This window comes from Pedobacter sp. CG_S7, from assembly GCF_040544395.1.
Classification (GTDB): Bacteria; Bacteroidota; Bacteroidia; order Sphingobacteriales; family Sphingobacteriaceae; genus Pedobacter.
In genome coordinates, this window is the sequence record NZ_JBEONS010000032.1 from 1 (window position 1) to 20,614 (window position 20,614).

Annotated in this window: 18 protein-coding genes; 5 read left to right on the forward strand and 13 right to left on the reverse strand. The window is 37.9% G+C overall.

Going from position 1 to position 20,614, the window contains the following annotated elements; all coding sequences use genetic code 11:
* Nucleotides 1–223 precede the first annotated feature (223 nt).
* The 8 genes from AAKU52_RS14095 to AAKU52_RS14130 form a co-directional block, all read right to left on the reverse strand.
* Nucleotides 224–916 carry a GDSL-type esterase/lipase family protein gene (locus AAKU52_RS14095; protein ID WP_354334609.1) on the reverse strand — a complete coding sequence of 231 codons (693 nt, stop codon included), beginning with the start codon at nucleotides 914–916 and terminating at the stop codon, nucleotides 224–226.
* 118 nt (nucleotides 917–1,034) lie between these two features.
* The gene (gene glpT / locus AAKU52_RS14100; RefSeq protein WP_354334611.1) at nucleotides 1,035–2,375 is read right to left on the reverse strand and encodes a glycerol-3-phosphate transporter; all 1,341 of its coding nucleotides are present in this window, start codon (nucleotides 2,373–2,375) and stop codon (nucleotides 1,035–1,037) included.
* A 46-nt stretch (nucleotides 2,376–2,421) separates the two neighbouring features.
* A complete protein-coding gene (locus tag AAKU52_RS14105) occupies nucleotides 2,422–3,333 on the reverse strand; it encodes a glycerophosphodiester phosphodiesterase family protein (RefSeq protein ID WP_354334614.1) in 912 nt (303 codons plus the stop codon).
* A 61-nt stretch (nucleotides 3,334–3,394) separates the two neighbouring features.
* Nucleotides 3,395–4,807 (reverse strand): calcineurin-like phosphoesterase C-terminal domain-containing protein, encoded by a 1,413-nt coding sequence (locus AAKU52_RS14110; RefSeq protein ID WP_354334616.1) that lies wholly within the window; start codon nucleotides 4,805–4,807, stop codon nucleotides 3,395–3,397.
* Nucleotides 4,808–4,950: 143 nt separating this feature from the next.
* Complete coding sequence (locus tag AAKU52_RS14115) at nucleotides 4,951–6,231, reverse strand: DUF5689 domain-containing protein (RefSeq protein ID WP_354334618.1); 1,281 nt, start codon at nucleotides 6,229–6,231, stop codon at nucleotides 4,951–4,953.
* Between the two features lie 19 nt (nucleotides 6,232–6,250).
* Nucleotides 6,251–7,738, reverse strand: coding sequence for a SusD/RagB family nutrient-binding outer membrane lipoprotein (locus AAKU52_RS14120; RefSeq protein WP_354334620.1), 1,488 nt, complete (start codon nucleotides 7,736–7,738; stop codon nucleotides 6,251–6,253).
* Nucleotides 7,739–7,756: 18 nt separating this feature from the next.
* Entirely contained in the window at nucleotides 7,757–10,987 is a 3,231-nt protein-coding gene (locus tag AAKU52_RS14125) for a SusC/RagA family TonB-linked outer membrane protein (RefSeq protein WP_354334622.1), read from the reverse strand.
* A gap of 123 nt (nucleotides 10,988–11,110) precedes the next feature.
* Complete coding sequence (locus AAKU52_RS14130) at nucleotides 11,111–12,697, reverse strand: glycerol-3-phosphate dehydrogenase/oxidase (protein ID WP_354334624.1); 1,587 nt, start codon at nucleotides 12,695–12,697, stop codon at nucleotides 11,111–11,113.
* A 191-nt stretch (nucleotides 12,698–12,888) separates the two neighbouring features.
* On the opposite strand from AAKU52_RS14130, the gene AAKU52_RS14135 reads away from it, so the two are divergent.
* On the forward strand, nucleotides 12,889–13,653 hold the full coding sequence (locus tag AAKU52_RS14135) for a DeoR/GlpR family DNA-binding transcription regulator (RefSeq protein ID WP_354334626.1): 765 nt from the start codon (nucleotides 12,889–12,891) through the stop codon (nucleotides 13,651–13,653).
* A gap of 303 nt (nucleotides 13,654–13,956) precedes the next feature.
* On the opposite strand, the gene lpxB is transcribed toward AAKU52_RS14135, so the two are convergent.
* The 5 genes from lpxB to acs all read right to left on the reverse strand — a co-directional run bounded on the left by lpxB (nucleotide 13,957) and on the right by acs (nucleotide 18,597).
* Entirely contained in the window at nucleotides 13,957–15,066 is a 1,110-nt protein-coding gene (gene lpxB / locus AAKU52_RS14140) for a lipid-A-disaccharide synthase (protein ID WP_354334627.1), read from the reverse strand.
* Nucleotides 15,066–15,332, reverse strand: a complete 267-nt coding sequence (locus AAKU52_RS14145) for a stationary phase survival protein SurE (RefSeq protein ID WP_354334629.1) — start codon at nucleotides 15,330–15,332, stop codon at nucleotides 15,066–15,068. The genes lpxB and AAKU52_RS14145 overlap by 1 nt, the downstream gene beginning before the upstream one ends.
* Nucleotides 15,325–16,104 (reverse strand): 5'/3'-nucleotidase SurE, encoded by a 780-nt coding sequence (surE, locus tag AAKU52_RS14150; RefSeq protein WP_354334631.1) that lies wholly within the window; start codon nucleotides 16,102–16,104, stop codon nucleotides 15,325–15,327. Before surE ends, AAKU52_RS14145 begins: the two co-directional genes overlap by 8 nt.
* Nucleotides 16,105–16,447: 343 nt before the next feature.
* On the reverse strand, nucleotides 16,448–16,633 hold the full coding sequence (locus tag AAKU52_RS14155) for a CsbD family protein (protein ID WP_354334633.1): 186 nt from the start codon (nucleotides 16,631–16,633) through the stop codon (nucleotides 16,448–16,450).
* A gap of 68 nt (nucleotides 16,634–16,701) precedes the next feature.
* Nucleotides 16,702–18,597 (reverse strand): acetate--CoA ligase, encoded by a 1,896-nt coding sequence (gene acs / locus AAKU52_RS14160; protein WP_354334668.1) that lies wholly within the window; start codon nucleotides 18,595–18,597, stop codon nucleotides 16,702–16,704.
* Between the two features lie 247 nt (nucleotides 18,598–18,844).
* Here acs and rpmB point away from each other — a divergent pair, with 247 nt between their 5' ends.
* The 4 genes from rpmB to ftsY all read left to right on the forward strand — a co-directional run bounded on the left by rpmB (nucleotide 18,845) and on the right by ftsY (nucleotide 20,543).
* Complete coding sequence (rpmB, locus tag AAKU52_RS14165; protein ID WP_354334635.1) at nucleotides 18,845–19,078, forward strand: 50S ribosomal protein L28; 234 nt, start codon at nucleotides 18,845–18,847, stop codon at nucleotides 19,076–19,078.
* A 42-nt stretch (nucleotides 19,079–19,120) separates the two neighbouring features.
* Entirely contained in the window at nucleotides 19,121–19,303 is a 183-nt protein-coding gene (rpmG, locus tag AAKU52_RS14170; RefSeq protein ID WP_008242799.1) for a 50S ribosomal protein L33, read from the forward strand.
* A 37-nt stretch (nucleotides 19,304–19,340) separates the two neighbouring features.
* On the forward strand, nucleotides 19,341–19,508 hold the full coding sequence (locus AAKU52_RS14175; protein WP_354334637.1) for a DUF4295 domain-containing protein: 168 nt from the start codon (nucleotides 19,341–19,343) through the stop codon (nucleotides 19,506–19,508).
* Nucleotides 19,509–19,580: 72 nt separating this feature from the next.
* The gene (ftsY, locus tag AAKU52_RS14180) at nucleotides 19,581–20,543 is read left to right on the forward strand and encodes a signal recognition particle-docking protein FtsY (RefSeq protein ID WP_354334640.1); all 963 of its coding nucleotides are present in this window, start codon (nucleotides 19,581–19,583) and stop codon (nucleotides 20,541–20,543) included.
* The last annotated feature ends 71 nt before the right edge of the window (nucleotides 20,544–20,614 follow it).

The following is a 20,614-nucleotide window of genomic DNA, read 5'->3' on the forward strand; positions in this document are numbered from 1 at the left end:
CGTTCTATTACCGACACCTGCAAGAAAAATGAGCAGGCCATCTTAAATGCTTTCTTGACTATTGCTTCATCATAGAGGTACCTGAGTAGTTACTTAAGATTAAGGAATCAAAAATGGAGAATTAAAAAATTCATTCTATCGAATTGAAAAATCAAAAAAGAACACCAAAACGACATTATATCATTTTGGTGTTCTGTTATCAAAAATTCTATATTAGTATACTTTACTTTAAGTACTTCCCACTCTTCAAAAAATCTACCCAGACCTGGTATCCGGCAGGCAATAAATGCAAGCCATCTTTTGTCAATTCTGCCTTCAAATGATGGTCAGTATCTGAGAAAACAGTATAAAGATCTATGATGGTCACCTTTTTATCTGCCAGTTTTTTAATCTCCTTATTCAGCCATAAAATATGTTCATCCTTACCATAGTGGTTTTTGAACTTCGCAAATGAACTATTTACAGGTAGCAGCGTATAGAAATAAATCTTTGTTTTCTTTGATCCATGCTTTACACGATTGATCATTTTTTTATAATTCGCCAATATTAAACTGTCAGGAATATTCCTTGAAACATCGTTGATACCAATCAATACAAATATTTTGGAAGGTTTTCCTGCAATGATCTCATCCAACCGCTCCAGCACCCCATAGGTAATATCACCAGAGATACCGCGATTCTGCGCATTGGGAAGATCCAGCAACTTCGACCAGTTACCCCCAGCAGTAATACTGTTACCTAAAAATACATAGTCCTTTTTGGCAATCGGTGTACGTTTAAATTCTGCTATTTTAGCAGCATAATTTCCAGGTCTAAAAGTCGTGTCATAACTTATAGTTTGTGCTTTTACTTGAAAAGTGATCGCAATAAGTGCAGCACCTGTAACTAAGAGAATTTTATTGAATATGGTTTTCATTAATATATTTAAGTTTTTAATGGTGAAGTAATCAATAACATCAAATTATTAAAATTGATCTATAGCTAATAATAAACAAATTGAAGCGACTATAAACATAGCTTTTAATAATTATAATTTAATGGCCTGTTAAACTTCTTTTTTCTCTGTTCCAGGTAAAAGCAGTAAAAACAATCGACAATAAACATGCGGCAACAATCACTTTAAAGCCACCATCCCAGCCCCAGGCATCCACAACATAACCAATAGCAATATTAGCAAATAAGGCACCACCCATATAGCCAAATAAACCGGTTAATCCTGCAGCTGTTCCTGCTGCTTTTTTAGGTACTAAATCCAATGCTTGTACACCAATTAGCATTACAGGTCCATAAATCAGAAATCCGATAGCAATCAATGCAGCATTGTCTATCCAAACATTCCCAGGAGGATTTTTCCAATACACCAATACAGCAATCGTTACCAATGCCATATAGATAATAATTGCCGGCGCCCTTCTACCCTTAAAAACCTTATCGCTCAATACGCCGCAAAGCAATGTTCCAGGTATGCCTGCATATTCATATAGAAAATAAGCCCATCCCGATTCATTCAAAGAGAAACCCTTTGCTTCCTTTAAAAAAGTAGGTGACCAGTCTAAAATACCATACCTTACCAGGTAGACAAAAGCATTTGCAAAAGCAATATACCAAAGCATTCTGTTATTGAATACATATTTGAAGAAGATCTCCCTGGCAGTCAACTCTTTTTCATGATCTGCACTATAGTTTTTTGGATAATCATTTTTATATTCCTCAATTGGGGGTAAGCCACAAGACTGTGGAGTATCTCTAACGAGTATGTAGGCAAGGGCAGCAAACACCAGTGCAATTAAACCCGGGAAATAAAGCTTACTATGCCAGTCGGCAAAAATCTCTATCGCCAAAATTGCAATAGGGCCAACCAGACCACCACCCACATTATGGGCCACATTCCAAATCGACATCATTGTACCCCGTTCTCTCACCGAATACCAATGTACCACTACCCTTCCGCAAGGTGGCCATCCCATACCCTGGAACCATCCATTGATAAATAAGAGAATGAACATGATGGTAATGGAAGAAGTAGCGAAAGGTACTACCCCCATAAAAATCATGGTAAATGCTGAAAAAATGAGACCGAAGGTTAAAAAAATACGTGCATTACTTCTGTCAGATACATTTCCCATTAAAAACTTACTTAATCCGTAAGCAATAGACACCCCTGATAACGCAATACCAAGTTCTGCCTTTGAATAGCCAAGGGCTATTAAGTCTGGCATAGCCAATGTAAAGTTCTTGCGTACCAGGTAATAACCCGCATAACCTATAAATATACCCAAAAACACTTTGTTCCTGTTTTTTTTATACTCCGGATCTATGCGGTTTGCAGGTAGAAGTTCTTTATGTGGTGAAGGTTGAAATAATTTAAAACTCATTTATTTGGTTAGTTTGTAATTGTTTTACTAAAATCCAGAAACTGTTTTAGTCGACAAATAAATTTGGGTAATCGGTGATGATTCCATCTACCTTCAAATTTCGCAGGTTTTCGATAGCTTCTTTTGAATTGGCTGTCCATGGTATGATTTTAATCTGCTGATCATGGCATTTTTTTACAAGTTCTGCCGTAACTAACTTATAAGCCGGACTATAAATAAAGGGCTTGTAACCCAATTCTTTAATATGCTCTTCAAAAGTTTGATTATTGCTGACAAGATAAGATGTCCTTACACCAGGATATTTTTTATGAATCAATTGGATAGTACGTTTATCGAAAGATTGGATAACAACAAAAGGAGTGATTTTCTTTTTCTCAATCACATCCATTAATAACTTCACAAATGTTTCCGGATCAGGATTATAACTACCATCATCCTTAGCACTTGATTTCGTTTCTATGTTATAAAATACCTGTTTTTTATTATTCGCTTTCAAATAGTTTTGTACAGAATCAATTAAATCTCCTAAACGAGGAATATAGGTATTAACCTTTTGCTGTTCAGGGAAGGCAGCATAGAATTTAGTACCCACATCAAATTTACGCAGTTCAGCATATTTCATTTTATAGATGATATAGTTCTTTTGCGTTGCTTTAGTAATTTCTCCACCTTCTGGCGTTTTTGTAAACAAGGCGTTCAGGTATTCATCATGAGAAACAACAACCTCATTATCTAAAGTAACATGGGTATCCATTTCTAAAGTTGTAACCCCCAGGTCTATCGCATGTCTCATGGCGATAATCGTATTTTCAGGCATCAAACCTCTCCCGCCTCGGTGAGCTTCTGAACTAAATTCTGGAAAAGCTACAGCATTAACCGAATTAATTCCTTTTTGACTTTTGCAGGAAAAAAGACTCATTAAAGCCATTCCCCCAGCTAAATAAATTATTTTTTTCATTGCTATATAATTTGTTTTTCAAAGGTGATGAAACGATCATGGATAGTTTCATCTTATATTTTTAAGCTTGTACTTCTGTCATAAATTTTTCACCAAAGCGGTCCGTGGCTTCAACCCTTACTTTTTTAACCGAAGGATCAAAATGGGCAACAAACAAATGTTCTGTTTTTCTTGGCTCCGGGAAAGTTCTGCCTACGGGAAGTTCTGCACCCTTATATAATTTTACAGCAAGTGGGTCATATCCTTTTTGATTTTCCATGTCCCCCATCTCCTTATCATCCAGAAAATAAGTCACTTTCCATTCTGGGTCATAATTCCACACATTTGCCACCAGACGCAGCTGGTTAGTTAATTTTTCTACGAAAATACTAATTTGGTTTTCTTTAGCAATTCCTGTCGATTTATAAAACCAGCTAAGGGCAGTACCCTTTACTTCATAAACGCCATAGCCCCTAGGAGTGCCATCTTCGCAAACCGGCCCTGTCCACCATGCGCCACAAACAGTTCCATGGTTATGCTCAAAAATGCCATTACTGATTACATTTTTATTGTAATGTGTATGGCCAGACATGATATGCACATTTTTATAATCCGCTAAAATGGCATATAAATCCGCATTATTTTTAACTGAATTATGTACCGGAATATGTAAATTCAATATCACTAGAGCATCTTTCTTTACGTATTCTAGGTCTTTCGCCAACCAGCTTAATTGCGCTTCAGAAATATAACCATCATAATTCCTTTCCGTACCCAGGTACCTAACATTATCTAATACGACATAATGTGCCTTACCCCTGTTGAAGGAATAATAAGTAGGTCCATACACCTCTTTGAAGGTAATATCCGAGGTTTCATCGCCTCCATTTCTGTAATTCATATCATGGTTTCCCAAAGCCTGGAAAAAAGGAATTCCCATCAGGGCAACAGCCTGGTTGTAATCTTCAAATAAAGGAAGGTTATCCCAAACAATATCTCCTACACAAATGCCGTGTATTAATGCATCCTTTCCCATCGACTTTACCAGTTCCTGAACATCAGGAACAGAAGTCTCCATCATTTGCTTTACATCTTTTTTATTCTTTACTTGTGGATCTGCCCAGATTATAAAAGTATGCTCATCGTCAGCTTTTTTTAATGGAACAAGATTAAAGTCGTATTTATTCCTGCTACCTAACTTTTCATATTGCCTGGCCACCTGATAATCGGTTTTAAACTCATAACCGGCAGGAGTACTCATAAACAAGTTAGTAGCCTTTTCATGTGGCGTTAGCGTATATTTACCTTTTTCATCCGTAATAACAACTGTATAACCGTCCGATATTACGACGTTAGCTATGCCTCTATTATTGGAAAACACCCTTCCGCTAATTTTTTTATCGCGGACAAGCCCATCAAATGCGTTAGATTGTAAACTTATAAATGCGCCACCAGTAATTAAACCAAACCTTTGTATAAATGCCCGTCTATTCATATAATATTAATTGAATGTAACTTTTAACTTATTGTTATAAGCCTGATAATCTTTAAAAATGGCGTTATTTTTTTATAAAATGATTCATACGCATTTAAAATTAAAAAGAAAGTCTGGATGGCTCATTACCATCCAGACAACTATTAATTAGAATAGATGGCGATATCTTCAATAGACATTCTGCCATTATAAACTCTAGGAATACTAGTAGTACCTAGACCTAATTTATTAACCCTAAACCTTACTTTACCTTTAATATTTAACAAGTAAGTTTCTTGTTTAGAACCTCTACTTGCACATACTACATCTGGACCTGCAGCAATCCATGTTGTTCCTTCATCAGTAGAATATTCAAGTCTGAAAGTACTCACGGCATCTGTATAATAAGCACCATGCCACAAGGTCACTTTTGAGGCGCCATTTTTCAAATCAAAATTCATTTGGAGGTAAGCAGATACAGAAAGATTCTGTTGCATCCTGATAGCTTGCGTTCCTGGCGGATTAAACCGGTCTCTACCAGTTGTATTTGACAATATGGACTGAAATAATTTCCAATTACCAGTTTTCAACTCCACATTATTATCTGGAACTTCTACGGTATTCATGTTATAAGATCCTTTAAAAGGTTGATCTGGTGTTTCAAAACTTTCAGGCCAATTTGGATAAATTGGACCGCTGGCATTTTGTACATCTGCCTCCGTTCTCAACCTTACTTGTTGCACAGTTCCATATCCACCACCCTCACTTCCAAACATAGGAATCACAGTATAGCTTGCACTGGCAGGCAATGAATTTTCTGCAAACAACGCCTCAGCTTGGGTATGCAATACAACAGTACTTCCTGAACCATCATCCAGCATTTTATTACCTGCATAAGTTTCACCCGTAACCGGCAACGGCTTAGTATCTGCAATCAACTTAAGTAAAGTATACTCATATTGCTCAAAATTGGTAGTAAGCACACCCAATGCTACAGTTCTTGCCGTTACCTTATTATTTGAACTGATTTTGGTAATGTTAGCCAGAGATAGCCCCTTTAGGTGTAAAGAGTTTTGAACTTTGCTTAAAGTTCCGCCAGAAACATCCACTACCACCGAATCTCCGGGTAAAAATGGAATTACGGCATCACCCAAATCAATTAAAACTCCACGAACCTGTCCTCTGTCAGCGTTTTGAATCACCAGTCCACCTTTAGGGAAATTATTTCCGGTCAAATTAGAGATCACCACCCCACCGGTAAATTGTGCACCTCCCATAAGGTCAGGGCTAAGTTTAACATCTACGCCCTTATAAGCATTTTTAACTTTATACAATGCTGCAAAAGAATTTAATTTTCCTAAGGAAGGATTAACATCTTTTTTACAGGCATTGAACACTAAACCACACATTAACAGTGCGGTAATTACTGTATATATCTTTTTCATATCTGATTTTCTATAGTGCTTATTTGTTCCACCACATTTTTGTATTCAAATCATCGGCTCCAAATACACCCAAAGCAGCAGTGTAATTAGCAGCGTTTAACGACTGCACATAAACCGGGTAATTAAACCTTGAAGGCATTACGCCACCATTTTGCAAACCTGCACCTTTAGGAAGAAATGGGTGCCCAGTTCTTCTGTGCTCAAACCATTGCTGAAAATCTGTAAAAAACAAAGTGTAATATTTTTGCAAATGAATTTTTTCCATTTTAATGTCAGTACTCTCTGCAGCATTCCAGATAATTTCCTGATTAGTCAACTGATTTGCTGGCACTGCAAGCCCCCAAAAAGTAATCGCATTGGTTACACCAGTTTCATAATAATTTTTAGCATCACCAGGGATATACCCTTTCAATGCAGCTTCTGCTAAAATAAACTGAAGTTCTGGATAATTCATAATATTTCCCAATAGCGGCTCATTCATTAAAGCAGGTACATAGGCAGACCTTCTTTCAGGTACTTGTCCGCGTGGATAGCCACTTGCAATACCAATATAAGTACCTCCATCTATGCTAGCCCATAATTCCCTTCTAGGGTCATTCCATCCGTTTAATGTGTTGATGAAAAACTCACTTAAGCCATTATTACCATTAAAATCAAAAGCTCTGTAAGTGAAAAATGCAGAGGTATAAGGTGGCGTAGTGGTATACCTTACCACAGCCGACTCTAAATTACTCGTAAAAATCGGATAGGTTGTTGGGTTGGTGACCACTTCTTGTATTTTAGCTACTGCACCTGATTCTTGTCTTGCTGATGCACGCAACAATAAACGCAAATACATGGAGTTACCAAATTTACGCCAGTTGTTAATTACAATTGGTGATCCATTAGCTGCAGTTGTACCAGCAGGAAGGTTTCTTCCGTAAATAGGATCATAAGCAATTTGCTCTAATGTTAATGCATTACCTGTTGCAAGTAAAGTATTGGCTTCCTCTAACTTCTTGAACAACGACATATAAATGCTCTCTTGGGTATCAAACTTAGGCTGGTAAACCCCGTCCTTTCCTTTGTTTGCATCACTATAAGGCACATCGCCAAAAGTATCAGTAAGCAGTGAACTCACATAGACATCGCAAATTAGCGCAATGCCCATAAATGTTTGATTGTTCAAATCTTCAGAACGTGTATACATGTCTTTAAAATTGGTCAATTGCTGGTACCAATTGTTCCACATGTAATCAGACTCTCCCGGACGGATCACATAGCGATGAATTTCATCTCCATCTGAAGTGGTCACATGGTCTTGCATAAGTTCATTATTCAAGCGCAACGCTCTGTTATTATTACGGGTAACCACATCCCATAGCGCTGGTGTTAACAAGGCCTCCGGCAAAGCGGCTGCGCTCCTATTTGGATCAGTGTTAATCTCTTTGAAATCCTTTTTACATGATGTTGTTACCAGGATAGCAGAAGTAACGAACAAAATGAATGTCTTATATCTTAAATTCATAATCTTTAAATCTTAATGTTAAATACCAATGGTAATGTTTAAACCAAATGTTCTGGTAGAGGGGAATTGACCAGTTTCAAAACCAGCAGTAATGTCGCCTCCACTACCAATTGTTCCCACTTCAGGATCAAAGGCCGGCCAATTAGTAAACATGAATAAATCACGCCCATAAACCCCGATAGTACCTTTTTGTAAACCCACTCTTTTTAAGAATTTTGGACTGAAAGTATAATCTAATCTTGCTTCTCTGAACTTGATATAATCAGTACTGAAAATATTTGATTCTACGTTATCACGCACATAATGTGCTTTATAATAAGCACCAGCACTTGTTGCGATAACCGTATTCGGACTATAAGTGCCATCAGCATTTAACACTACACCATTTCCAATTATACCATTCTCTCTGCCGGGAAGTGTCTTTTTTAGTTTCCCTTCTTCTGCAAGAACAGCATGGGTCAGCGAGTAAGCTTTACCACCAAACTGTGCATCAAACAATACGTTCAATTTGAATTTTTTGTAACCAAAACCGGCACCTAAACTTGTTTTGAAGCGTGCGGTAGAGTTCCCTAAATATTGAGTGTTCTGGCCCATTAACGGATAGCCATTTTCATATACAATCTGACCTTCAGGAGACCTAAGGTAACCTAAGCCATAAATATCTCCCATTGCACCACCAACCCGTGCTTCAATTGTTCCTCTCGGTCCAGAAGATAAGACTAAAGAACCAACACTATCTGCCAGTTCTATAACTCTGTTCTCATTAACAGAAAAGGTTCCGAAAACATTCATGTTGAAACCGTTTTTATTTTTAAATGGTTCACCATTAACCTGTATCTCTAATCCTTTATTGGTAACTTTACCTACGTTTAAAATGGTTGCAGTATAACCTGAAGCATTATCAATACGCGAAGGGATGATTTGATCTTTAGTATCATTTTGATATACAGTAACATCTAAACCTAAACGACTTTTAAACAAACGTAAATCTACTCCTAACTCATAACTAGTGGTCATAAGTGGCCTAAGGTTAGCATTTGGAATGACGGTTGGATTTTCAAGACTTCCAGGAAAAGCACCAGGACCATAAACATAAGCGGTTTGGTAAGGCTTGGTTGTTCCACTTCCCGCATTAGCTAAGGATGCTCTTAATTTCAGAAAAGAAATCTGCTCAGGCAACTGAAATTTTTCAGATAATACAGCACTTAAACTAGCAGAAGAATAAAAGAAAGAAACATTTTCTGTGGAAGTTGGTGTAGCTAAAATACTGGTCCAGTCATTTCTTGCGGTTAAATCTAAATACAAGAAGCGATCATAAGTAACTGACCCAATACCGTAAAAACTATTCATTGCGTAATCTGCACGGTAAGGCATGGCTACAACAAGATTTTTACTGTTTGAAAAAGAGAATACATCCGGATATAAAAGCTGGTCTGCTCTAAGTTCGTCTCTAATGTATTTATTTTGCATCTTACTTCCACCAGCAGTTACACTGTATTCAAATTTAGAACCTATTTTATCATTGTATCGCAACAAGAAATCACTGTTAACTTCCTGGTTGTATATATTTTGAGTACGGTACATTCCATTAGCAAATTTATTAGAATTAAAAGGGCGTTGCTGAGACCTTGCTTCGTAAGATAAATCAACAGAAGTTCTCACCATTAAACTCAAGTTCTTTAAAAAATCATAAGTCGCGGTCACATTTCCAACCACATTGTTCCTGTTCGACTTATTCAACATTTCATTGGCAATTAAATAAGGGTTATCCAACAAACTACTGAAGGGACGGTTTTGTGCAATACCTTCCTGACCTGGCAACCAATAATCTTTAAACCAATCCATATTCATATTAGGAGTTAAGCCCCTGATAAAGTACATGATGGTTTGGTTGTTATAACCAGTTGAAGGTAAATTATCTGAATATTTATTCGTGTAATTAACTTTACTCGATATTTGTAACTTATCTGTTAGTTTATTACTCAGCGATAAAGCAACTGTATTTCTATTATAACCCGTGTTAGGGATGATCCACTTATTTTGTAAATTAGTGATGGATAAACGTGCAGATGTTTTTTCATTACCACCATCTAAAGCTACACTGTTCAAAAAGGTTGTTCCCGTTTGAAAAAAGTCTTTATGGTTATCTGGATAAGATACCCAAGGTAAACGAGTTGCACTGGTAGTGCGTGTTTCAGGATCATATTGAAAATAAGATTGTCCGTCGAACTTTGGCCCCCAGGCAGAACTGGTGCTTCTGGTACTGTTACCATCAGCAGTTGCCAGGTAAGAATAATAAAGATCCTGACCTACATCACCTTGTCCATATTCGGTTTGGTATTCTGGCCAGCGGGAGATCGTTTCAATAGATGTGTTGGAATTGATGGTTACACCAATACCTTTTTGGTTAAGTTTTCCAGATTTTGTAGTGATAATTACTGCACCATTACCCCCTCTTGAACCATACAAGGCAGTTGCTGCCGGACCTTTCAAAACTGATACACTTTCAATATCGTCTGGATTAATATCGGCCAAACTATTACCAAAATCTGCTGGCGAGTCTCCAGACAAATAAGCTGAACTTCCTGTTCCTGTTGAACGGCCACTGCTTCCGCTGGTAATGATACCATCAATAACAATTAAGGCTTCACTTTCTCCAGAAAGGGAATTTTCACCACGTAGAATTATTTTATTTGTACCCGCCGGACCGCCGCCAGATTTAATCATGTTTAAACCGGCTACTTTACCACTAAGCGCGTTCGTCCAGTTATTAGAGATGGCATTCGTTAAATCTTCTGTTTTCAAAGTAGAAACCGAATAACCCAAAGCCTTTTCTTCTCTTTTAATACCTAAAGCGGTTACTACAACCTCATTTAAAGCATTACTTGATTCTTTTAATCGGACAGAAAAGTTATCTTGGTTAGTGCTCATTACCCTGTTAGACTCGGTATAACCCAACATTGTAAATATAACTGAACTGCCTTTAGGCACTTTTATCTGGAAACCGCCAGTTCCACTAGTAACGCCTAAAACTTTACGCTGACCGTCCATAATGGTTACACCAGGAATTGGCTGCCCATCAGCATCATCAACTACAGTTCCCCTAATAGTTAGGGTTTCCTGTGCTGGCTGCTGAAAAACAACAGCCGCAGACGAAGCAAATGTGTTCTGAGGCATTTGCAAGGCAAGAACAAACAGCGCTAAACCGGCTACATATTGTCCGGCCTTATGCCGTTGAGTAGAATTCATGTTCATATTTTGTTTATTTTGGTTTGTTTGTTTTTAATATGCAGCATTTCGAATGATTTCGTTTTTTAAGATGCTGCGAAGATCCTTTATTTTATATTAAGCTAATGTTAAGCAAACATTACTTTAAGCCCCTATTTTTTGGTCGTATTTCAATAAATACTGTTGCACAAGCACATTAAATTCACCTAACTGAGCAGAAATCCAAGCTTCGTTACGGTTTAATTCCTCTGCCATCAATGTTGCTACAGCTGGCGCCAGTTTACCAGCACCCTCGGCATTTAAAAACAAAACCCTGCTCCGTCGCGCCAAAACATCCTCTACAGTTCTTGCCATCTCGTTCCTGATCATCCAAACCACTTCTGCTTTCACCATTGGATAATCTGGGTGCAGCACTTTAGCCAGTTCCGGCTCGCCATTCATTAATTTTCTGATTTTTGTAGCGTCGGCCCCATAAATAGCGAAAAGCCCCTCCTCCTTTACCCCCTCAGCCCCATGAATCAAGATCTGATCGGTAATACATTTAACTTTAACTTGTTGCCCTAAGGCAATAGCCCTGTCAATGGTGTCTTTTGCCATTTTTCTATAAGTAGTCCATTTACCTCCAGTGATGGTAATTAAACCAGAATCACTAACGATAAGCTTATGACTACGAGAAATTTCTTTAGTGCTGTTTGTATCTTTACCCGGGGCAGCAAGTGGACGAAGGCCTGCAAAGGCCGACAAAATGGCCGCATGTGTCGGTTTTTTCACCAGGTATTTACCTGCAGTTTTTAATATAAATTCTATTTCTTCAGCAAGTGGTTTTGGCTCTAGGCTATGTTCATTCAGCGGGGTATCAGTAGTACCCACTAAAACTTTCCCATGCCATGGTACAGCAAACAATACGCGGCCATCATCAGTTTTAGGAATCATTAGCGCAACATTTCCTTTTAGAAAAGATTGATCGAGTACGATGTGTGCACCCTGACTTGGCCTAACTATTGGCTTTCCGGCAGGTTTATCCATTTTCAAAATATCGTCGACAAATACCCCGGTAGCATTGATAATGGTTTTTGCATTTAACTGGTAGTTTTTACCAGTTTCCAAATCTTTCGCATCAATACCAGTCACCATTCCATCGCTGTTTTTTGTCAGCGCATTTACCTTCACATAGTTCAGCAGTACACCATCAAATTTAGCAGCAGTTTGGGCTAGGTTAATCGCCAGTCTGGAATCATCAAACTGACCATCACTGTAACTCACACCACCAATAAGCTTGTTCTTGGAAAGACCAGGGATAGCATTTAAAACTTTCTCCGCAGACAAGAAGGCTGATTTCCTAAAACCACTTCTTCCTGCTAATAGGTCATAGAATTTCAAACCAACTACATACATTAATATAGACTTCCAATCGTAACAAGGAATAATAAACTCCTGATCATGCACCAGATGTGGCGCATTTTTCAATAGCAGACCCCGCTCATGCAGCGCTTCATAAACCAGGGCAATATCACCTTGCGCCAGGTACCTTACGCCACCATGCACTAATTTAGTGCTTCTGCTAGAAGTGCCTTTTGCAAAATCACTTTGCTCTACCAATAAAGTACGATAACCTCTGCTGGCTGAATCAACCGCTATTCCTAATCCTGTTGCACCACCACCTATGATAATCACATCCCATTCCTGGTTTTGCTCTATCTCTTCTATGGATGCGGATCTGCTAAATGTCATGCTCTTCTATATTTTATTAGTGTTTCAATAAGTTTCGATTTATAAAACGAAACCATTAAACGAAACTAATAAAAATATTTGTACGCTAAAAGAAAAAACATAAATAATTGATGATTACATGAGATTGTTACATAAAGAGAAGTTAAAAAGAAAATAATAAGTATATTATGCAGCAACAATTTTAGTCAAACATGATCAATATAGCGGAAAGGCACCAGTTTATCTTAAACAAGATCCAAATCCATGGAAGGTTAGATGTTCAAAATTTATGTAAAGAACTTGATGTTTCATCCGTAACGATTCGTAAGGACCTGAAACTTTTAGAGGATAAGAATCTTTTATACAGAACGCATGGTGGTGCTACTTTAAACAACCCTTATACCGCAGACAAGCCCGTAAATGAAAAACAACATTTGCAATCGGCAGAGAAGAACCGTATTGGTGCACTTGCAGCTACATTAATAGAGGAAAACGATTCCATCATTATCGCTTCCGGAACTTCAGTAATCTCCTTAGCCCGAAACATACAACCTAAAGGTTCATTAACGGTAATTACTTCTGCATTAAATGTTGCCATGGAACTACTCCATCAACCTAACATAGAAATTATACAACTGGGCGGTGTGGTTAGAAAATCTTCCTCTTCGGTTATTGGCCCCTATTCTGAAAATATTCTCGGCGATATTTTTTGCAGCAAATTATTCCTAGGGGTAGATGGAATAGATTTAGGCTTTGGCCTAACAACCACAAGTGCTTTGGAAGCACACACTAACAGGCAGATGATCGCCGCTTCCCAAAAAATAATTGTCCTTGCAGATTCTACCAAATTTGGAAAAAGAGGCTTCGGCAAAATTTGTGGAATTGAACAGGTAGATCATGTAATTACTGATAGCGGTATATCTGAACCAACAATTAAAGCCTTGGAAAGCCTGGGGATTAAAGTGTCTATTACTTAAAACACGCTTGCAGCAGCTTAAAAAGTACCAAAACAGTATTTACTTTCAAAAGATAACTAAATAATTTGGGGATTATACTCAGGTTTTCTATATGGTAGATGATCCCTCCTCGGCTTCCACGACTAGAAACACCATTCTATTTCGGACAAGAAAAGGTCAAGCTTGCTTAATAACCAGGGCGCAGCTAAGCCGCACCTTATTCGGAGCTCGTAGGGACCTCGTTGCGGAAAACCAAAACGAAGTCCCTACCAGGTGCAGGTTAACTCACGCCTTGCTATGAACTTGAATTAACTAAAACATACGCTATCCTTTATGAAGAGAAGAGATAATGAGTTTCGCTGTCCGATCGGAAGCTCCGGGCTTACCCATCTTTTCAGCCAAAACTTCGTAAGCCTGTAATTGGGCATCCCTTTTTTCACCTTTTAACAAGGGCGTTAATTGACTGTAAACCATTGTTGGATTGCAATCTTCCTGTATCAGTTCTTCTACCACTTTTTTATCCATGATTAGGTTGACCAAAGAAATAAAACGGATATTAACTACCATACGGGCAATGGCAATTGAAATGGCACTGCCTTTATAAACCACCACCTGCGGCACTTTAAAAAGTGCGGTTTCTAAGGTGGCCGTACCAGAAGCAACAATTGCCGCTGTGGCTACATGAAGCAGGTCATAAGTCTGGTTAAAAACCAGCGTTACATTTTTATCGCCAATAAATTGCTGATAATAAGCTTCAGAGAAAGCCGGTGCTGCAGCGATTACAAAATGATGATCTGGCAACCGATCGGTTAAACTGAGCATTACCGGCAATAGCCGTTCAATTTCTTGTACCCTGCTGCCGGGCAATAAAGCGATTACAGGTTTTGTTGTGATCAGGTTTTGCTGCAGGAAATTTGGATTGGGCTTAAACCTGGAAATTTCATCCAGCAAAGGGTTTCCAACATAATCAACATCCATACCCCAGCTTTTATAAAACTCCACCTCAAAGGGTAAAATACAAAATAGCTGATCTACTACCTTCTTAATTTTCAATACCCTTTTCTGGTTCCACGCCCATACTTTTGGAGAGATGTAATAATACACCTTGATGCCTTTTTTCTTGGCAAAATCAGCTATTTTAAGGTTAAAACCAGGGAAATCGATCAGGATCAAAGCATCAGGCTGATGAGCTAAAATATCCTGTTTACAGGTTCTCATGTTTCTTAAAATGGTACGCAGGTTCACCACCACCTCCGCAAAGCCCATGTAAGCCATATCTGAATAGTGTTTCACCAATGTTCCACCCTCGGCCAACATTTTATCGCCACCAAAAAACCTAAATGATGCTTCTGCATCATTCTCTTTTAACGCGCGCATTAAATTGGCACCATGTAAATCTCCTGATGCTTCTCCAGCAACCAAATAATACCTCATTATTGACGGATTTTATAAATAAAGAAAGCCAAGGCCCAGATAAACGTTGCGCTCAGAACTCCCTTGCCTGTATTTTCCTTATTCTGTTTGAAAAAGTATTTCAATAGAATGGCATTAATGGCAATACAACCTATTAACAGTAAGTCTGCTTTTGCCAAATAAGCTACCTGATGCATGATGAACCAAGTGATACCAACTAATATGCCTGGCAACAATAACCCAATGCCAAAACCAGTCCATGCTGTATCTTTAATTTTCTTAAACATCAAAAGTCCAAGTGTTTAAAACGGGTATAGCATGGTGGGCTGTAAGGTCAAACTGCACCGGAACAACCGAACAGAAGCCATTATCTAATGCCCATACATCCGTATCTTCGCCTTTGTCGTTATTCTGAAAAACACCTGTTAACCAGTAATATGGCCTGTTATGCGGATCTATACGCTGGTCGAACTCCTCTGCCCATTTGGCATTTGCCTGCCTGCAAATTTTTATTCCTTTAATTCCTGCCCCACTCGGAAAGTTGACATTCAATAGTGTTGCTGCCGGTAAACCGTGTTTTAACACCTGCTCACAAATGGTTTGCACATACTTTTTGCAGTGTTCAAAATCTGCATCTTCCGAAAAATCATCTAAAGAAAACCCTATAGAAGGAATGGATTCAATGGCACCCTCTACTGCAGCAGACATGGTACCGGAGTAAATAACGTTGATAGAGTTGTTTAAACCGTGGTTGATACCTGATACGCAGAGATCAGGTTTTTTGCCTTTAAAAATCTTGTTTACAGCAATTTTCACACAATCTACTGGTGTGCCAGAACATTTATACATTTCTACACCTTCATACAAGTCTACCTTATCGAAGCGTAGTGGCTTCCCTATCGTGATGGCATGTCCCATTCCAGATTGCGGTCCATCGGGTGCAACGACAACCACGTTACCAAGTTTTTGAACTACTTGTATCAGGTTTTTAATGCCAGGAGCTGTTATTCCATCGTCGTTAACTACTAAAATATTGGGTCTTGTTTGTTGTTTTTTCATGTAGGTAGCTATTTGTTAACGGTGTCTTTAACCGCTATAAATTCTTCTTAAAACTTTGAGAAACACAAAAATACAAGTTTTACGTAGAATTAGAAGGAATTATACTTATTGATGCCAAATCCTATTATATTTGGTTAACAACTTATTATTCATGAAACCAATATCAGTCATATTACCAAAAATGGAATCATCAACAGTTACTTTGCAGATAATAAACTGGGCTTCAATCTGGATTCAAGATTGCTTATAAAGCAATTATTTTTTAAAGCAAAAAGGTCCTGGAAAAATTCCAGGACCTTTTTGCTTTAAATTAGACCTTATTAAAAATAAATTTAGTTATTGATTAGAGCGCTTTTAACCAGTCGATAACTTGTTCTCTAGATTTACCAGTTTTCTGCTGCAACCTTCCATACAATTCATCGTCTTTACCGTCTTCATATTTCAAATCATCATCGGTAAGGTCAGCATATGCTTGTTTAACTTTACCTTTCATTTCATTCCATTTACCTTTTAATTCTAACTTATCCATAAGTATATATTTAGATTAATAATTCAATTGACTGCTAATAAAACAACAGTTCTAAAAAATTGTTTTTCTTAAAGTTCTTTTGAATTAACAACAATTTCAGCCACCACACCTGGATCAAGCAGGGTGCTGATGTCACCTAAATTAGAAACATCACCTTCAGCAATCTTCCTTAAAATACGGCGCATAATTTTTCCGGAACGTGTTTTAGGCAGTCCGGTCACAAATAAAATTTTATCTGGTTTAGCGATGGCTCCAATTACACGGGTTACCGTTTGTAAAATATCTTTACGGGTCAGGTCTACATCGCCATGAGTATTGGGGTAAATGACAAAAGCATAGATACCTTGTCCTTTTACATCATGTGGGTAACCTACAACGGCACTTTCAACTACACCTGCATGCATATTGATTGCATTTTCAACTTCTGCAGTTCCAATTCTATGACCAGAAACATTGATCACATCATCTACCCTTCCTGTAATTTTATAATAGCCATCCTCATCGCGCAAACAACCATCACCTGTAAAATAAAGTTCTTTATAAGTGGAGAAATAGGTCAGCTTGCAGCGCTCGTGGTCTTTATACAGCGTACGCAACATACCTGGCCATGGAAACTTGATACATAAATTTCCACTCACCCCATTTCCCTCGATCACATTACCTTGTTCATCTACCAAAACAGGTTGAATGCCTGGCAAAGGCAGCGTTGCATAACTAGGTTTTGTTGGCGTAACAAAAGCTATTGGCGAAATCATGATGCCACCAGTTTCGGTTTGCCACCAGGTATCTACAATAGGACTATTTCCTTTCCCAATCTTCTCATCAAACCAATGCCATGCTTCCTCATTGATAGGTTCACCAACGGATCCTAAAACCCTTATTGAGCTCAAATCAACACCTTCAAGTGGTTTATCACCAAAACTCATCAAGGAGCGGATAGCGGTTGGAGCAGTATATAAGATATTGACTTTATGTTTTTCTACTACTTCCCAAAGTCGTGATGGTGTAGGATAGGTAGGTATTCCTTCAAACATCAGTGTGGTTGCACCTTGTGAAAGTGGACCATAAACAATATAGGAATGACCAGTAATCCATCCTATATCTGCCGTGCAGAAGAATACTTCATCAGGCTGGTAGTTGAACACATTGGAGAAGGTATAACCAGTATAAACCATGTATCCACCTACGGTATGTGCCACGCCTTTTGGCTTACCCGTTGACCCTGAGGTATAAAGGATGAAAAGTAAATCTTCAGCATCCATTTCCTCTGCCGGGCAATAGGTGTCTACTAGTTTAATTTCATCTTCAAACCAAAGATCGCGGCCTTTTAACATGGAAACTGGCGTACGTGTATGTGTCAGTACAATTACTTTTTCTACTGTTGGGCATCCGATTAAAGCGTCATCAATGACTTCTTTCAATTGAATTTGCTTGCTTCCCCTGAAAGATCCATCAGCAGTAATCACCAATTTACATTCCGCATCATTTATACGGTCTGCAATAGATTTAGCAGAAAAACCACCAAAAACTACAGAATGCACTGCACCAATTCGGGCACAAGCTAAAACTGCAATCGCTAATTCTGGCACCATAGGCATATAAATACAAATGCGATCACCCTTTTTAACGTTGTTTTTCTTTAACACATTTGCAAAACGGCAAACTTGTTCGTGTAATATTTTATAGGTAAGGGTAACGCTACTTTTGTCGGGATCATTTGATTCCCAAATAATTGCAGGCTTATCGCCATTATGCTCCAAATGACGATCGAGGCAATTTTCTGTAATATTTAACTTAGCACCTTCGAACCATTTAATATTTGGTTCAGTGAAGTTCCATGATAACACTTTATCCCATTTTTTCTTCCACTGGAAGGTATTGGCAATTTCAGCCCAGAATTCTTCTGGCTGCTCAACACTTAATTGGTACTTTTCTTTGTACTCATCCAAAGACTTAATTTGCATCATGTGGTTCGATTATTTCTTATCTAAAACTCAAATATAGCTTTAATAAAAAGTTATATAAAGTTAATGCCTGTTTTTTAAGTGTTTTTATTAGCTTTGCATCGAAGCGAAAGCAGTTTGTGTAGTGGACAAAAACTTTATTTTGAAAAATATTTAATACCAGCTTGATGGTTACAAATATTATTAGGATATTTGCACACTCTTAAAAAATTAAGCGACTAATAATTAACAACATATATTAAAAGGCATGTCTAGAGTTTGTGATTTAACCGGAAAAAAAGCGATGACAGGTTTTAATGTTTCTCACTCAAACGTTAAAACTAAGCGTAAGTTTTATCCCAACTTACAACTTCAGAAATTTTATATTCCTGAAGAAGATCGTTGGATAACACTGAAAGTATCGACTTCAGCTATCAAAACCATCAATAAAATTGGTATTACTGAAGCAATCAGCCGCTTCGTGAAAAAAGGATTTTTGTAAAAAACAATTGCAGGTGAATAGCCTGTTAACAAGTATAATAAAATGGCAAAGAAAGGTAACAGAGTACAAGTTATTCTAGAGTGTACAGAGCATAAAACAAGTGGCATGCCTGGTATGTCTAGATATATCTCTACTAAAAACCGTAAAAACACTACTGAGCGCTTAGAATTGAAGAAATTCAACCCAGTATTGAAAAAAGTAACTGTACATAAAGAAATTAAATAATACGTTTAGTATTATCAAAATACAATCTATTTAGATCATGGCAAAAAAAGTAGTTGCAACCCTTAAAACGGGTAATGGAAAAGAGTATTCGAAAGTTATTACAATGACTAAATCACCTGTAACAGGTGCTTATTCTTTCAAAGAAATCATTGTTCACAACGAACACGTAAAAGATGCTATTACTACACCTCAGGGAAGTAAGTAATCTCAATATTTTATAATATTAGAGCCGTCCCTTCAATATGGGAGGGCTTTTTTTGTTTTGCAAAACATTCGTATGGGTTTATTTGATTTTTTTAAGAAAAAGGAGTCCGCTCCCGAAGCCAAAGAAGCGCTGGATAAGGGTTTAGAGAAAACTAAGAATGGTTTTTTAAATAAAATCACTAAAGCTGTTGCTGGTAAATCAACAGTAGACGATGATGTTCTCGACAACCTGGAAGAGGTATTGGTCACATCTGATGTTGGTGTTTCTACAACCCTGAAAATTATTGAACGCATACAGGAGCGCGTAGCAAAAGACAAATATTTATCTACCTCAGAGTTGCACCGATTGTTAAGAGAGGAAATTCAACTGCTTTTGGCAGAGAACAATAGCAATGACTTTCGTAAATTTGAATACGGTGATCACAAGCCTTATGTAATAATGGTGGTCGGCGTTAATGGTGTTGGTAAAACCACAACCATTGGAAAGTTAGCTCATAAATTGAAAGCTGAAAACCTTAAAGTGGTTTTGGGTGCTGCAGATACTTTTCGTGCTGCTGCTGTTGAACAACTTAAACTTTGGGGTGAACGTATAGGTGTACGCGTGGTTGCACAACCAATGGGCTCTGACCCTGCTTCGGTTGCTTTTGACACCCTACAATCTGCCGTTGCAAATAAAGAAGATGTAGTCATTATTGATACTGCTGGAAGGCTGCACAATAAAATTGGCTTGATGAACGAACTTGGAAAAATAAAAAATGTGATGCAAAAGGTTATTCCAAATGCTCCTCATGAAATCCTGTTGGTTCTGGACGGCTCTACCGGACAAAATGCTTTTGAACAGTGCAAACAATTTACTGAGGCTACTGACGTTAATGCACTTGCCATTACTAAACTGGATGGCACTGCAAAAGGTGGTGTGGTGATTGGAATTTCTGACCAGTTTAAAATACCTGTTAAGTATATTGGTGTAGGTGAAGGGGTTAATGATCTTCAGTTGTTTGATAAAAAAGCCTTCGTCGACAGCTTGTTTAATTAACAATCAGCTATATAATTGACTAGTAATACCGGTAATTGAACGAGTTAACTGCAGTCAAAATTAAACTGATG